This is a genomic window from Rhodococcus sp. BP-261 (assembly GCF_019835205.1).
Lineage (GTDB): Bacteria > Actinomycetota > Actinomycetes > Mycobacteriales > Mycobacteriaceae > Rhodococcoides > Rhodococcoides kyotonensis_B.
In genome coordinates this window covers 109,327-122,526 of the sequence record NZ_JABUCO010000016.1, presented here as the reverse complement: position 1 = coordinate 122,526, position 13,200 = coordinate 109,327, and the positions used below count along the sequence as shown (strand labels likewise).

The following is a 13,200-nucleotide window of genomic DNA, read 5'->3' as shown; positions in this document are numbered from 1 at the left end:
TGCATCGATCGGGTCGGTCGGGGACGCGTACGACAACGCCCTCATCGAATCAGCGAACGGGTTGTACAAGACCGAGTGCATCCGCACCACGATCTTCCACTCCGGGCCGTATCGGACGATTTCGGACATCGAATTCGCGACCGCCGGATGGGTTGATTGGTACAACGCTCGACGTCTCCACTCGAGCATCGGGCATATGCCCCCGATCGAGTACGAAACTCTCTACTACGCTGGCTTCGGAACCGAGGATCAGCCCCAACTGGAGGCGGCACAGAACCTGGGGTGATTCATACAGCCTGCGTACGTGGCTGAACTTTCTGATCGTGTTCGGTGCGCGTTGGGATGAGACGGCGCCGACAGCGCAAGAAGCATTCAAGGTGTGGCGGTTGATGGACGAACGCAATCCCCGCCGGGTCTCACCGGGAACCTACCGTCACGATCTGATTGCACTTGGGCTGTTCTACCGTTGGGCAGCAACCGAATTCGGTGTTGCGAATCCGATTCGGATGCGCGCAAGTGCGGGCGATCGGAGAGCGTGGGTGCACCGGGGAGTGGGGTCCGGTCGACCGGAGACGGCACCGCCGGCGGTGCGAGATCGGGATGTGAAGTGGTTCGACCCGGCTGGGTTCGAGCGGTATCGAGATCTGGGATTGATGGGCCTCGATACCGCCGGCGGCGATCGGCGCGGTGCACGTGGACGCAACGGCCAGCGTGATGGCGCGTTCGCAGATGGGTTGTACGGCACCGGGTTGCGGCTGCAGGAATGGGGTTCGGTGCTGCTGGGCGAACTTCCGGCCGACGACCCGTCCCGTCAGTTCACGACATGCAGACTTGCGTCGGCGACCGCGAAATATGGACGTGGGCGCCAGTATTAGATGCCGCGTTCGGCGTTGTCTGGAGTACTCGGTTATGTCGAGGGGGAGAGGGCGACTGCGGTGCGCCGTGCTCAGCATTCAGGCAGGTATGACCGACTGGCCGATAGCCAGCTGGTCACGGACGTGCTGGGTGCGCGGCGCCTGCGGTTACGGAACGCCGGCGGCAGGGTGTCCGAGGTTTCGGCCGATTCTCTCGACCCGTCGGCTCGGCGCAGACTGTTCGTCGAGACCTCTGCAGGCCGGGAGCCGGCCGCGTTGTGGCTCAACGAAGACGGTCTTCCCCGCGACCCGCATGGGTGGTCGCACACCTTCCAGGCCGCCAATGCACGGCTTGCCGGGATGGGGTTCACCGGTTTCGCCGGGTCGGCGCACATGCTGCGCCACAGTTTCGCGCTCCGGTGGTATTCGGTGGGGCGGCTGTTGTTCGAGGCCCGATACGGGTATCTTTCCGAGCAGGAAACCCGGGATTTCCGCGAACAGTTCGCCGCAAGGGAAAGCGATGCGGTGAGCAGGATGAACGGGCGACTGCGGACGATGCCGTCTCGTCCGATCCGGGCTGTGTCATCGCCCGGCGGGGTGGTGATGTCGGGCCAGCGTCCGCGTAACCCGAGAAGGTGCCCGGGAATGGTGATCACCGCCAACAGTACGGCGAGGACGAGATAGGTTCGCCGCCACTCACTCCGGCTAGCGAGTAGTGCCGTGAGCGGGGCGAAGACGGTGCTCGCGAGACCGGCTGCGAGGGTGAGGATCATCAGGGCGCGGACTCGGTCGGTGCCCCACCACCGCGTCAACGCAGCGAACGCCGGGGGATAGAGCACCCCGCCCATCGCGGCCCCGGCGACGATCCAGCCGAGGTAGAACACCACCAGATTCGGCGCTGTCGCAACGAGTATCAGCGCGGGGACTGCGACGGCGGATCCGGCGGTCATCACCCACCGCGGTCCGTGGCGGTCGAGGATCCGGCCCACCGGGATCCCGACGAGCGCGGCGAGGAGCTGGCTGAGGGAGAAGGCAGCGACGATCGTCGACGTCGACCACCCGGTGTCGGCGCTGATGGCGGGGGAGAGCACGGGGAAGGCGTAGTAGAGGATTCCCCAGCTGGTGATCTCGGTCAGACACAGGATCGACAGGACGCGGCGCCGGCCAGGATGTGGCGCATCCTGGCCGGGTGCCGCGTCGGTGACCGATTCAGTCACGCGAACCCGAGGGTGCAGTGAGGCTGATCAACTCCGGTGCTGCGGGTGCGCCGCAGCAGCCGCCGCCCGCAGCAGCGGTGTCGGCGTTCGGGTCGTCGAACAGTCCCGCTCCGCCGCACACTCCGGTGTCGGGCAGGGTCAGTTCGACGATGCGGGCACCGTCGTGGTCGCCGGCGAGGTCGGCTGCGATGCTGCGGACCTGCTCGTAGCCGGTCATCGCCAGGAACGTCGGCGCGCGGCCGTAGCTTTTCATCCCGACGAGATAGAGGCCGGGTTCGGGTTGAGTGAGCTCGTCGACGCCGTGCGGGTAGACGGTGCCGCACGAGTGCACGTTCGGGTCGACCAGCGTCGCCAACGCTCTGGGGGCCTGCAGGGTCGGGTCGAGGTCCAGGCGCACTTCGGTCAGCCAGGACAGGTCCGGCCGGAACCCGGTCAACGCGACGACGTGATCGACGTTCTCGATCCGGGCGCCGGTGTCACCGACCAGGGTCAGCCTGCCGCCGCCGGTGATGACTTCATCGGTGCGGAACCCGGAGACGACCTGGAGGCAACCGTCGTCGACTGCTTTCTTCGCGCGCTGTCCGAGTGCGCCGCGGGCGGCGAGTTCGTCGGACTCGCCGCCGCCGAACACGGCGTCGGTGACGCCGCGGCGCACCGCCCACGTCAACGTGGTGCCGGGGTGCTTCGCGGCGAGGTCGGCGAAGGTGATGATCGCGGTCAGCGCGGAATGCCCGCTGCCGGCTATGACAGTGTGTTTACCGGCGAACTGGGCCCGCACTGCGTCGTCGGCGAGGTCGGGGACACGGTAGGAGATCTGCTGTGCGGCAGCGGCTTCGCCGATCGCGGGCAGTCCTTCGCTGCCGAGGGGGTTCGGGGTGCCCCAGGTGCCGGATGCGTCGATGACGGCGCGGGCGAGGATGCGTTCCTCGCTGCCGTCGGCCCGGGCGATGTGGACCGAGAGGGGTTCGGTGTCGCGTCCGGCGTCGACGACGCGGTCACGTCCGCGGCGGGCGACGCCGACGACCTCGGCGCCGAAGCGGACCGTGTCGCCGAGGGCGGCGGCGAGCGGTGCGAGGTACGACTCGACCCATTCGCGGCCGGTGGCGTAGCTGTCACCGTCGGGCGCGGTCCATCCGGTGGCGGCGAGGAGGCGGGCAGCGGCGGGGTCGACGACCTCGGACCACGGAGAGAACAGGCGCACGTGATTCCACTGCGCGACAGCAGAACCGGCGGACGGTCCGCGTTCGAGGACGAGGGCATCGGAGCCGGTCTCTCTCAGGTGTGCGGCGGCAGCGAGACCGATGGGTCCTGCTCCGATCACGACTACGGGGTGCTCGGACATGACGGCGACGACCTTTCATCGATGGTGATCAATGCTTCGCCGCCGACTATATCGACGACCGTCGATGCTCGCAACCATCGATCGACATCGATATAGTGGAGGGTATGGCCACCACGATCGCACCGCTCGTCGACCCGTCGACCGACCTCGAGGCCTCGCCCGCCGACCTGACTGCGCTGCCTGCCGGTGATGCGGCGATGTATGCGCAGTGGTTCGCGTGCCTCGCCGAGCCGATGCGGGTGCGGATCCTGCACCTGGTTGCTGGTTCCGGTGCGGGGATCGCGGTCGGCAAGCTCGCCGACGCCCTCGATATCGGGCAGCCCACCGTCTCACATCATGTCCGCAAGCTCGCCGACGTCGGGTTCGTGAGCCTCGGTAAGCGCGGCACGACGACGATCGTGTCGGTGAACCCGACCTGCTGCACCGGTCTGCCGCATGCCGCCGATGCAGTGATGGGGGTGCTCACTCCGCGCCCGTGCTGCCCGGCGGATCTACCGGGCGACGTGTCGGTGCGGGCGTTGGCCGACTCCGATTGGGATGCGGTGCGGCGGATCTACGCCGAGGGCATCGCCACCGGCAATGCGACCTTCGACACCGACGTCCCGGCCGCAGCCGTATTGGACGACAAGTGGTTGGCCGGGCATCGGTGGGTCGCCGAGGTCGACGGCCAGGTCGCCGGGTGGGCGGCCTTGACGGCGGTGTCGGCGCGGGATTGCTATGCCGGTGTCGCGGAGAATTCGGTGTATGTCGGGGACGGGTTCCGCGGGCGTGGTGTGGGAAAGACGTTGATGCACAAGCAGGTCAACGAAGCCGATGCTGCCGGACTGTGGACGTTGCAGACCTCGATCTTCCCCGAGAACCGCGCCAGCATCGCCCTGCATCACGCCTCCGGATATCGGACCGTCGGATTCCGCGAGCGGATCGCCCAACTCGGCGGAGTATGGCGCGACACCGTCATGCTCGAGCGACGCCGCGCCGACCAGTCCGACAGTTAGTGCGCGGTGACGATCTGTGCGAGCTGTGACACGATCGAGCGCGCACGAGTCGAACCGAGACGGGGGAGCGAGAAACCATGGGCAAGCGCTGGACTCGGAAGAATCAACAGCGGCCAGCAAGGCCTGCCGTCAACGCCAGCGCAGTTGCCCAAGCGCCGGAACCAGTCACTGCGGCGCCGAGGGCGGGCCGTCCGCTTCCACGAGACCGCGATCTGTCCGATGACGGCAAGAGCATGACGTTCGAGTGGGGCGACATGAAATTCTTCATGAAACTGACCCGCGCCGCCGAGAACCCGTTCTCCAACTCGATTACCGTCAACGCCGTCCCGTACGAAGACTCCATCCTCCCGGTGGCCCTGCAGTTCGAGCCTCCGCTGATCGAATACTCCACGAACGCCGACGCGTTCCGCTACCAATGGCAGAAGCTCACCTACGCGTTCGACCTTCCGGACCCAGCGTCGTTCCCTCAGTTCGCAGTCGAAGAACCAGACAGTGACGTCCTCACTCGGTTCGTCGAGGTCGGTCGGCGGCTTGCCGGCTACTCGGCAATAAATGGCGGCGGTGGTCTTGCGTTCTCATCGCAAGGGCACGGGGAGTGGAGTGTGACCGCCGAGCATCCCTCGGACGAGGCTTTCGCGGGAACTTCTGTTTTCTTCCGCCAACTCCACAACGGCGGAGACGAAGCCAGCTACGACAAGGTGAAAGGGATCCTGTTCAAATCGGCCCGATCGCTGCCGCGAGAGGATTTCGATCGGTTCAAGGACTTGATGTCGTCCTGGGACGACGCCCGCAAGGCGTTGATGAACAAGATGCTGGCGACGCTGATCTGCGAGAAGGCGGCCCCGCCGGGAAGCCCCGCCGACTTCCCCTTCAGCTACTCCGGAATCAATCCCAGCGAACTCATCCTGACCTACAACTATGGCGACAATCTGCATTGGGGAAGCACGAGGGACCGGTTCGTCGAGCTGACGGCCGACCCCACGCACGCGGACTACTACAAGCACTCCTGTCTGTCGGCGATCATCGTCCTCAGTCACTTCTACTTCGGCGTAGCCGACATCATCGAACGAGTCAGGATCTCGAACCAGGACGCAGTCCCTGCCTAGCGCTCGCCGGGGCCCTGCGTGCGCAGGGCAACCTCGAGCTCTGCAACTCTGGCGGCGATGTCGTCGCGGACCAGGCGCATGCGTTCGATGCCGTCGATACCGCGCTCGGATGGCTCGTCGGTGTCCCAGTTCAGATACGTCGGCCCCTCGACCTGCTCGACCGTCGCTTTCCGGCCGAGGGTGACGACGTAGTCCATCCGTGCGAGCAGCTCCGGGTCGATCGGTTTCGGGTGTTCACCGGAGAGGTCGACACCGACCTCGAGCAACGTCTCCGCCGACAGAGCGTTCACCGCGCTGCCGGGTGTGGTGCCGGCGGAATGCACCTCGACGCTTTCACCCGCGGTCTTGCGCATCAGCCCGGCCGCCATCTGTGATTTGCCGCCGTTCTTCACACAGACGAACAGCACACTCGGTGTACTCATCGGGTCGTACCTGATTGTGCGGGAACGAGTTCGGCGATCAGATCTTCGACGAGGGTCTTGATCTGGTCGCGGATCGGGCGCACCGCCTCGACGCCTTTGCCGGCCGGGTCGGGCAGCGCCCAATCGCGGTAGCTCACCCCGGGGAAGACGGGGCAGGCGTCGCCGCAGCCCATGGTGATCACGACATCGGAGGTTTCGACGGCGTCGGGGGTGAGGATTTTCGGGGACTGGGCGGAGATGTCGATGCCGAGTTCGGCCATCGCCTCCACCGCGGCGGAGTTGATCGTCTCGGCGGGTGCGCTGCCGGCCGAGCGGACCTCGACGGTGCCTGCGGCGAGGTGGGAGAGGAAGCCTGCGGCCATCTGGGAGCGGCCGGCGTTGTGGACGCAGACGAACAGCACGCTGGGTGTGTCGGACATCGAAGTAGAGACCCTTTCGTGAACGGGGGAGGTGTAGTGACGCGTTGGGGGTCAGGCGGGCAGGGGTGCGGTCAGCTCGGTGAGCAGGGCGCTGATGCGGGTGTCGAGGTCGTCGCGGATGCGGCGCACCTCGTCGAGGGTTCGGCCGTCGGGATCGTCGAGTTCCCAGTCCAGGTAGCGCTTTCCGGGATAGATCGCGCAGGCGTCGCCGCAGCCCATCGAGACCACGACATCGGCTGCGGCGACGACGTCGTCGGTGAGGGGTTTGGGGTAGGCATCGGTGAGGTCGATGCCGAGTTCGGCCATCGCCTCGATGACGGCGGGGTTGATCTCGTGGGTGGGGGCGGAGCCGGCGGAGCGGACATGGACCCGGCCGGCGGCGCGGCGGGTGAGCAGGGCTGCGGCCATCTGCGAGCGGCCGGCGTTGCGGACGCAGATGAACAGCACCTCCGGCACGTCCTTCGGCGCATCCCCGGTCGACTGTGCCAGGGCGGTGAGGCGGTCGGCGGCGAAGCGGCCCGCGAGCATCGTCAGGTGGGTGTGGACCTTCGACGTCCGACGTAGCGCGGTGTAGGACTCGAAGACGTACCGTTCGACGGTCTGCGGGGAGAAGATGCCGACGTACTTCGCCGACAACGCGTCCGCGGTCCGTGAGAGCACGGCGTGGGGCATGAGCAGTTCGGGTTGGGCGCGGTGCTCGGACATCAGGACTCCCGGGTCTGTGCTGTGGCTGTCGATGCGGTGATCGGGTTGAAGCGTTTGCGGAGGGCGAGGGAGACGTAGACGAGGCCGACGAGGACGGGGACTTCGATGAGTGGCCCGACGACCCCGGCCAATGCCTGCCCGGAGGTGGCGCCGTAGGTGGCGATCGCGACGGCGATGGCGAGTTCGAAGTTGTTGCCCGCTGCGGTGAACGCGAGGGTGGTGGTGCGTTCGTAGCCGAGTCCCATTGCGGCGCCGAGGGCGTAGCCGCCGCCCCACATCACTGCGAAGTAGACCAGCAGCGGGATCGCGATGCGGACGACGTCGAGGGGTTGGGAAGCGATCTGATCACCTTGCAGCGCAAAGAGAATGACGATCGTGAACAGTAGTCCGTAGAGTGCCCACGGTCCGATCTTCGGAATGAATTTTGCTTCGTACCAGTCGCGGCCTTTGGTGCGTTCGCCGAAGTAGCGGGAGGCGAATCCGGCGACGAGGGGGATGCCGAGGAAGATCAGTACCGATTTGGCGATCTGCCAGGGTGAGGCCTCGATGGTGGTTTGCTCGAGTCCGAGCCAGCCGGGCAGGACCGAGAGGTAGAACCAGCCGAGGATCGCGAACATGATGACCTGGAAGACCGAGTTGATCGCCACCAGCACGGCGGCGGCTTCGCGGTCACCGCAGGCGAGGTCGTTCCAGATGATGACCATCGCGATGCATCGGGCCAGGCCGACGATGATAAGCCCGGTCCGGTATTCGGGTAGGTCGGGTAGGAACAGCCAGGCGAGGGCGAACATCAACGCCGGCCCGAGGATCCAGTTCAACACCAGGGATCCGGCGAGGAGTTTCTTGTCGCCGGTGACGGTGTCGAGGCGGTCGTAGCGGACCTTCGCCAGCACCGGATACATCATGATCAGTAGACCGATCGCGATCGGCAGCGACACCCCGTCGACCGAGATCGAGGAGAGGGCATCGTTCAGGCCGGGGATCAGTCGGCCCAGAAGCAGGCCGGCGAGCATGGCGACGCCGATCCAGACCGGCAGGAACCGGTCGAGAGTGGAGAGCTTGCCGACGACAGCTGGGTGGTTCGAGGTGTTCGAGGCGGTGCTCATGCGGTCACCAGGCCGGCATCGTCGGTCGCCGGGTTCGCTGCATCGAGGACATCCGAAAGCTGTTGCAGCGCAGACGGGATCACCCAGTAGTAGACCCAGGTTCCGCGGCGTTCGCAATCGAGAAGTCCGGTCTCACGGAGAACTTTGAGGTGGTGGGAGATCGTCGGCTGCGACAGGTCGAACTGTGGGGAGATGTCGCAGACGCAGGCTTCGCCGCCTTCGTGGCTGGCGACGAGACTGAGCAGGCGTAGGCGGACCGGGTCGCCGAGGGCTTTGAACATGCGAGCGAAGTCCACCGACCGATCGACCGTCAGTGGTTCGCGGATCAGCGGTGAGCAGCACTCGTCGCTGGAGATGTCCGTGATCGGTAAGGACTGTTTCGACATACGTCTATATTGATGGTTACCGAATCAGACGTCAAGTGAACAAAGCGCCAACTCGCCGCATGGGTGGATTCGACGCATCTCCGCTTGAAGCGGTGACGATCCGGGAATCTTCGAGAAACTAGGCCGAGGCTTGCTCTGGGGATGCCAAACCAAAAGATGTAAACCTTGGTCTTATTGTGAACTAGCAACTTTCACAGACCGGCTAGAGAACGACGGCCAACGCCGCACCTTCCCCGGAAAGTGGCCGTGTTGTGTCGACGTGTGTTGGCGGACGAGTTGGCACTCGGGGTCTGCGCGGAGCCACCGAGGTCGACGCCATAACTGCGGTACACCCTGGTTATCGAGCTTCGATGACGCCCATCATGCCGAGGTCTTCGTGGTCGAGGATGTGGCAGTGGTAGACGGTGCGGCCTGGGTAGTCGTCGAACGCCACGCGGACTGTCACCCGGCTGCGGGCGGGGATGTTGACCACGTCTTGGCGGATGATCTCGGTGATCTCCCGCCCGCCGGTGCGCAGCAGTTGCATCGGCCACACGTGCAGGTGCAGCGAGTGGTCCATGGCCGAATCGTTGACGAGGGTCCATTCCTCGACGGTGCCTATCCGCACCGTGTGGTCGGTGCGGGCGGGATCGAATTCTCGGCCGTCGATCGTGAACCGCATCCCACCGGCACCCATTCCCATGCCCATTCCCATGCCGAGGGTGAACGTCGCGGTGGCGGCGACGGTTTCGCGTCTGAGGTCGCGCGGTGTGGGCTGAGGTCGCGCGGTGCCGGTTGTGGGCCGGCGATACCCGAGACCTCCAGGGCGGCGAGGATCGTCTCCGTTGCGTCCTGGCCACGCGGCGGGATATCGCGCATGCCGGGGTTTCCCATGCCCATCCCCATGATGCCCATGGCGCCCCGGTCGACGGGCAGCGCCCGCAGTTGGGCCGATCCCGCCGCGGTGGACACCGTCAGGTCGGCACGGTTCCCACCGGCCAGCACGATTTCCTGGACCGGTCACGGCGCGGGGAAGCGGCCCGAGTCCAGTCCGAGCAACTGCAGCTGTTGCCCGTCCAGCCGAAGCCGCAGGTACCGGCTGACGCAGGCGTTGACGATGCGCCACCGCTCCCGCGTGTCGGGTGCGGCAGTGATGGTCGGACGGTGGCTGGCCGTTGACCAACACCAGGTTGCCTTCCCGGCCGAGCATCCGGTCCATCATCGAGGCGGGAGCGATCCGACCGGTGCTGTCGAGAGTCAGATCGGAGATCACCAGCACCCGGTCCCGGGTGACCGGTATCGGCTTGGGGTCGTCGACGATGATGGCCCCGTACAGGCCGCCGAAGATCTGATCGGCGACGAGGCCGTGATGGTGCGGGTGGTACCAGTACACCCCGGGCGGGTGCGTGTCGAGCAGCCGGTATTGGTAGTCGAAGTCCTGGCCAGGCTCGATCCGCAGGAACGGGTTGTCGCCGTTGCCTGCCGGGGAGACGTGCAGCCCGTGTAGGTGCAGGTTGGTCGGTTCGGTCAAGCGGTTGCGCAGCGTCACCCGGAGCCGGTCGCCGGGCCGGATGCGCAGGGTGGGGCCGGGTACGCCGTTGTTGAACCCGAGGACCCGTGCCCGGCCCCCGGCAATCGGGAGGTTTCCCTCGGCCGCCTCGAGGTGCGCCCACCGGTCGGTGTCCTCGGTGCTGGTGCGGGCGGCGACCATCTCGGCGGTGTAGGCGGCACGGACGGCGGTGGGCATCGCGGTCATGACGCGGTCTCCTTCGAGTCGGCGGAACGAGATTCGACGAACAGGGCGGCCAGCAGCAGGATCACCCCACAGGTGAGGAAGGTGTCGGCGAGGTTGAAGGTCGGGAACCACCCGGTGTGCAGGTAGTCGGTGACCTTCCCGTCGAGGGTGCGGTCGATGACGTTGGCGGCGGCGCCGGCGAAGATCGCCCCGAGCCCGACGATGGTGGGCCACGAACTGGTGGGCGCCGCCCGCCACGCATACACCGCGACCGCGGCGGTGATCAGCCCGGTCACCGTGAGCAGCACCGGGGCCGGCAACTGGTTCCCCATGCTGAACGCCACCCCGGTGTTGTAGGCCAACCGCAACTGCAACACACCGAGGTCGATGCTGCGGGCGCCGGTCAGGGTGTGCTGGGCGACCGGGTCGACGACCAGCGCGACCGCGACCAGCCCGGCAGCCACGACGACCAGCAGGCGCCGCGACCGCCGCGACCGCGACACCGGTGCGGCGGTCACGGGTGGGCCGCGGGCGCCGGAACCGGTGCGGGCGCCTCCGCCGCCGGGCCGGTGAGGCCGCGGGCGCGGCCGGCGCGGACCCCGTTGCCGATGACCACGATCTCGGCGACCTCATGGACGAGGACGACCGCGGCCAACCCGAGCACCCCGAACAGCGCCAGGGGCATCAGGACGGTGATGATCGCCAGCGAGAGGCCGACGTTCTGCAGCATGATCGCCCGCGACCGCCGCGCGTGTTGGAGGGCCTGCGGGAGGTGCCGCAGGTCCTCACCCATCAGGGCGACATCGGCGGTTTCGATGGCGACGTCGGTGCCCATCGCGCCCATCGCGATCCCCAAGTCGGCGGTCGCCAGGGCCGGGGCGTCGTTGACACCGTCCCCGACCATCGCTGTCGGCCGCTCCTTGCGGAGGACCTCGACGATGCGGGCCTTGTCCTCCGGGCGCAGGTCCGCGTGCACCTCGTCGATGCCGACATCGGCGGCCAACGCGTGTGCGGTGCGCTCGTTGTCGCCGGTGAGCATCGCGACGGTGTAGCCGTCGCGGCCGAGTCCGGTGACCACCTCGCGGGCCTCGGGGCGCAGCTCGTCGCGCACCGCGACCGCCCCGATCAGGCGACCGTCGCGTTCGATCAGCACCGCGGTGGCCCCGGCGTGCTGCATCCGCTCGATGTCCGCGGCCAGCGGGCCGGGGTCGATCCACCCCGGCCGGCCCAGGCGGGCGGGGATGCCGCCCACGTGGCCGGTCAGTCCGGCGCCGGGGACGGCGTCGACGTCCTCGGCCGGCGTGTACTCGTCGACCGCGGCGAGGATCGCTGTGGCCAGGGGATGTTCGCTGCGGGCCTCCAGGGCGGCCGCGACAGCCAGAACGTCGTCGGGGGAAGCATTGCCGGTGGTCGCGACGTCGATGACCTCGGGACGGTTGCGGGTCAGGGTGCCGGTCTTGTCCAGGGCGATACCGCGGATCCGGCCCAGAGCCTCCAGCGCGGCGCCGCCCTTGACCAGGACACCGAGCTTGGAGGCGGCACCGATCGCGGCGACCACCGTCACCGGAATCGCAATCGCCAGCGCACACGGGGAGGCGGCGACCAACACCACCAGGGCCCGTTCGATCCACACCAGCGGATCGCCGAACACACTGCCGATACCGGCGATCAGCACCGCGGCGACCATCACACCCGGGACCAACGGCTTGGCGATCTTGTCCGCCAGGCGCTGCGCCTCACCCTTGCGGGACTGCTCGGCCTCGACGATTTTCACGATCTTGGCGAGCGAGTTGTCCTCCGCCCGGGCGGTGACCTCGACCTCGAGGACACCGGTGCCGTTGATCGATCCGGCGAACACCTCCGCGCCCGGTCCGGCCTCGACCGGCACCGATTCGCCGGTGATCGCCGAGGTGTCCAGCGCGGTGCGCCCGGACCGGATGGTGCCGTCGGTGGCGATCCGCTCCCCGGGCTTGACGATCATGAGCTCCCCGAGCGCCAAATCCGCTGGGGGAACGGTCTGTTCGCGGCCGCCGCGGAGCACGGTCGCGGTGTCCGGGACCAGGGACAGTAGGGCGCGCAGGCCGCGGCGGGTGCGGGTGACCGCATACTCCTCGAGCCCTTCGCTGATGGCGAACAGGAAGGCCAGCATCGCGGCCTCGCCCACCTCGCCGAGCAGGACGGCGCCGACGGCGGCGATCGTCATCAGGGTGCCGACCCCGATCTTGCCCTTGGCCAGGCGCGTGAGCGTGGAGGGGACGAAGGTGTAGCCGGCGACGACCAACGCCACCGCTTCCAGGGCCAGCTCCACCGGGCGCGGGCCGTCGGCCCACCCCACGGCCAGGGCGGCGACCAGCAGCACCCCGGCGACGGCGGCGGCCCGGATCTCGGTGACCTGCCACAGCTTGTCGGGTTCGTGCTCCTCGTCGCCCTCGGGGCGGGGTTCGTCGTGGCCGCAGCCGCAGGCGTCGCTCACGGGGTCACCCCCGCGCCGGTGTCGGTGCCGTAGTTCGGGCACAACGCGACCGCGTTGCCGGTGGCGGCGAGGAGGGTTTCGGCGGCGCCGAGCAGGTCCAGCAACTCCGGGCGGGTCAGCGAGTAGAACACCTGCCGGCCCTGCGGTCGCCCGGTCACCAGGCCGCAGTCCCGCAGACAGGCCACGTGCGCCGACACCGTCGACTGCGCCAACCCCAGCTCGCCGACCAGGTCCGCCACCCGGGACTCCCCGTCGGCGAGGCGCCGCACGATCGCCAACCGAGTCCCGTCGGAGAGGCTGTGGAACAACGCCACCGCCGCGTCCAGATTCGATCCGGTGCCCGCCGCGGCGAGGCACCCATCCGCACCATTAATCGTCATACGACGATAATAACCGTGCTCCGGCGATGCCGAAAGGGTCACATCGACAATCGAGATACCCATAGGGGGTATTTTTTAGGG

16 protein-coding genes and 1 pseudogene are annotated in these 13,200 nt (G+C 67.5%); 4 read left to right on the top strand and 13 right to left on the bottom strand.

Features of this window, described 5'->3' with window-relative positions:
• Positions 1-286: integrase core domain-containing protein (locus tag HQ354_RS17660; RefSeq protein ID WP_222635236.1), on the top strand; the 286-nt coding region annotated here is incomplete at its 5' end.
• Positions 287-389: 103 nt separating this feature from the next.
• Complete coding sequence (locus HQ354_RS17655) at positions 390-875, top strand: hypothetical protein (protein ID WP_222635237.1); 486 nt, start codon at positions 390-392, stop codon at positions 873-875.
• Between the two features lie 71 nt (positions 876-946).
• Here HQ354_RS17655 and HQ354_RS17650 read toward each other — a convergent pair whose 3' ends face one another.
• Positions 947-2,071: an MFS transporter gene (locus HQ354_RS17650; protein ID WP_222635238.1), complete on the bottom strand. Its 1,125-nt coding sequence runs from the start codon at positions 2,069-2,071 to the stop codon at positions 947-949.
• Positions 2,064-3,413, bottom strand: coding sequence for an FAD-dependent oxidoreductase (locus tag HQ354_RS17645; RefSeq protein ID WP_222635239.1), 1,350 nt, complete (start codon positions 3,411-3,413; stop codon positions 2,064-2,066). The genes HQ354_RS17650 and HQ354_RS17645 overlap by 8 nt, the downstream gene beginning before the upstream one ends.
• Positions 3,414-3,610: 197 nt before the next feature.
• Here HQ354_RS17645 and HQ354_RS17640 point away from each other — a divergent pair, with 197 nt between their 5' ends.
• Together HQ354_RS17640 and HQ354_RS17635 are read left to right on the top strand one after the other, a co-directional pair.
• Complete coding sequence (locus HQ354_RS17640) at positions 3,611-4,408, top strand: helix-turn-helix domain-containing GNAT family N-acetyltransferase (protein ID WP_374107347.1); 798 nt, start codon at positions 3,611-3,613, stop codon at positions 4,406-4,408.
• 233 nt (positions 4,409-4,641) lie between these two features.
• Positions 4,642-5,514 (top strand): hypothetical protein, encoded by an 873-nt coding sequence (locus HQ354_RS17635; protein WP_222635241.1) that lies wholly within the window; start codon positions 4,642-4,644, stop codon positions 5,512-5,514.
• Here HQ354_RS17635 and HQ354_RS17630 read toward each other — a convergent pair.
• From HQ354_RS17630 to HQ354_RS17590, 11 genes and pseudogenes are all read right to left on the bottom strand, one after another.
• Positions 5,511-5,936 (bottom strand): low molecular weight phosphatase family protein, encoded by a 426-nt coding sequence (locus HQ354_RS17630; RefSeq protein ID WP_222635242.1) that lies wholly within the window; start codon positions 5,934-5,936, stop codon positions 5,511-5,513. The two genes, HQ354_RS17635 and HQ354_RS17630, sit on opposite strands and share 4 nt — an antisense overlap.
• Positions 5,933-6,355: an arsenate reductase ArsC gene (locus HQ354_RS17625; RefSeq protein WP_222635243.1), complete on the bottom strand. Its 423-nt coding sequence runs from the start codon at positions 6,353-6,355 to the stop codon at positions 5,933-5,935. Before HQ354_RS17625 ends, HQ354_RS17630 begins: the two co-directional genes overlap by 4 nt.
• Before the next feature lie 51 nt (positions 6,356-6,406).
• Entirely contained in the window at positions 6,407-7,060 is a 654-nt protein-coding gene (locus tag HQ354_RS17620; RefSeq protein WP_222635244.1) for a three-helix bundle dimerization domain-containing protein, read from the bottom strand.
• Complete coding sequence (gene arsB, locus HQ354_RS17615; protein WP_222635245.1) at positions 7,060-8,166, bottom strand: ACR3 family arsenite efflux transporter; 1,107 nt, start codon at positions 8,164-8,166, stop codon at positions 7,060-7,062. Before arsB ends, HQ354_RS17620 begins: the two co-directional genes overlap by 1 nt.
• Positions 8,163-8,552: a helix-turn-helix transcriptional regulator gene (locus tag HQ354_RS17610; RefSeq protein WP_222635246.1), complete on the bottom strand. Its 390-nt coding sequence runs from the start codon at positions 8,550-8,552 to the stop codon at positions 8,163-8,165. The genes arsB and HQ354_RS17610 overlap by 4 nt, the downstream gene beginning before the upstream one ends.
• Positions 8,553-8,889: 337 nt before the next feature.
• Complete coding sequence (locus tag HQ354_RS25655) at positions 8,890-9,213, bottom strand: multicopper oxidase domain-containing protein (RefSeq protein WP_261768880.1); 324 nt, start codon at positions 9,211-9,213, stop codon at positions 8,890-8,892.
• Positions 9,214-9,551: 338 nt separating this feature from the next.
• Positions 9,552-9,650, bottom strand: coding sequence for a hypothetical protein (locus HQ354_RS25650; RefSeq protein ID WP_308115223.1), 99 nt, complete (start codon positions 9,648-9,650; stop codon positions 9,552-9,554).
• Between the two features lie 196 nt (positions 9,651-9,846).
• Positions 9,847-10,242 (bottom strand): annotated as a pseudogene (locus HQ354_RS25645) (multicopper oxidase domain-containing protein); the annotation flags it as partial.
• Positions 10,243-10,283: 41 nt separating this feature from the next.
• The gene (lspA, locus tag HQ354_RS17600) at positions 10,284-10,784 is read right to left on the bottom strand and encodes a signal peptidase II (RefSeq protein ID WP_222635247.1); all 501 of its coding nucleotides are present in this window, start codon (positions 10,782-10,784) and stop codon (positions 10,284-10,286) included.
• Positions 10,781-12,739, bottom strand: coding sequence for a cation-translocating P-type ATPase (locus HQ354_RS17595; RefSeq protein WP_222635248.1), 1,959 nt, complete (start codon positions 12,737-12,739; stop codon positions 10,781-10,783). The genes lspA and HQ354_RS17595 overlap by 4 nt, the downstream gene beginning before the upstream one ends.
• Positions 12,736-13,119, bottom strand: a complete 384-nt coding sequence (locus tag HQ354_RS17590; RefSeq protein WP_222635249.1) for a helix-turn-helix transcriptional regulator — start codon at positions 13,117-13,119, stop codon at positions 12,736-12,738. The genes HQ354_RS17595 and HQ354_RS17590 overlap by 4 nt, the downstream gene beginning before the upstream one ends.
• Positions 13,120-13,200: the final 81 nt, after the last annotated feature.

Excerpts from the sequence above, each read along its gene's own strand:
- HQ354_RS17655 (WP_222635237.1), top strand. The coding sequence starts at position 390 with ATGGACGAACGCAATCCCCGCCGGGTCTCACCGGGAACCTACCGTCAC.
- HQ354_RS17645 (WP_222635239.1), bottom strand. The coding sequence starts at position 3,413 with ATGTCCGAGCACCCCGTAGTCGTGATCGGAGCAGGACCCATCGGTCTC.
- HQ354_RS17640 (WP_374107347.1), top strand. The coding sequence starts at position 3,611 with ATGTATGCGCAGTGGTTCGCGTGCCTCGCCGAGCCGATGCGGGTGCGG.
- HQ354_RS17635 (WP_222635241.1), top strand. The coding sequence starts at position 4,642 with ATGACGTTCGAGTGGGGCGACATGAAATTCTTCATGAAACTGACCCGC.
- HQ354_RS17630 (WP_222635242.1), bottom strand. The coding sequence starts at position 5,936 with ATGAGTACACCGAGTGTGCTGTTCGTCTGTGTGAAGAACGGCGGCAAA.
- HQ354_RS17625 (WP_222635243.1), bottom strand. The coding sequence starts at position 6,355 with ATGTCCGACACACCCAGCGTGCTGTTCGTCTGCGTCCACAACGCCGGC.
- HQ354_RS17620 (WP_222635244.1), bottom strand. The coding sequence starts at position 7,060 with ATGTCCGAGCACCGCGCCCAACCCGAACTGCTCATGCCCCACGCCGTG.
- arsB (WP_222635245.1), bottom strand. The coding sequence starts at position 8,166 with ATGAGCACCGCCTCGAACACCTCGAACCACCCAGCTGTCGTCGGCAAG.
- HQ354_RS17610 (WP_222635246.1), bottom strand. The coding sequence starts at position 8,552 with ATGTCGAAACAGTCCTTACCGATCACGGACATCTCCAGCGACGAGTGC.
- HQ354_RS25655 (WP_261768880.1), bottom strand. The coding sequence starts at position 9,213 with ATGCGGTTCACGATCGACGGCCGAGAATTCGATCCCGCCCGCACCGAC.
- HQ354_RS17590 (WP_222635249.1), bottom strand. The coding sequence starts at position 13,119 with ATGACGATTAATGGTGCGGATGGGTGCCTCGCCGCGGCGGGCACCGGA.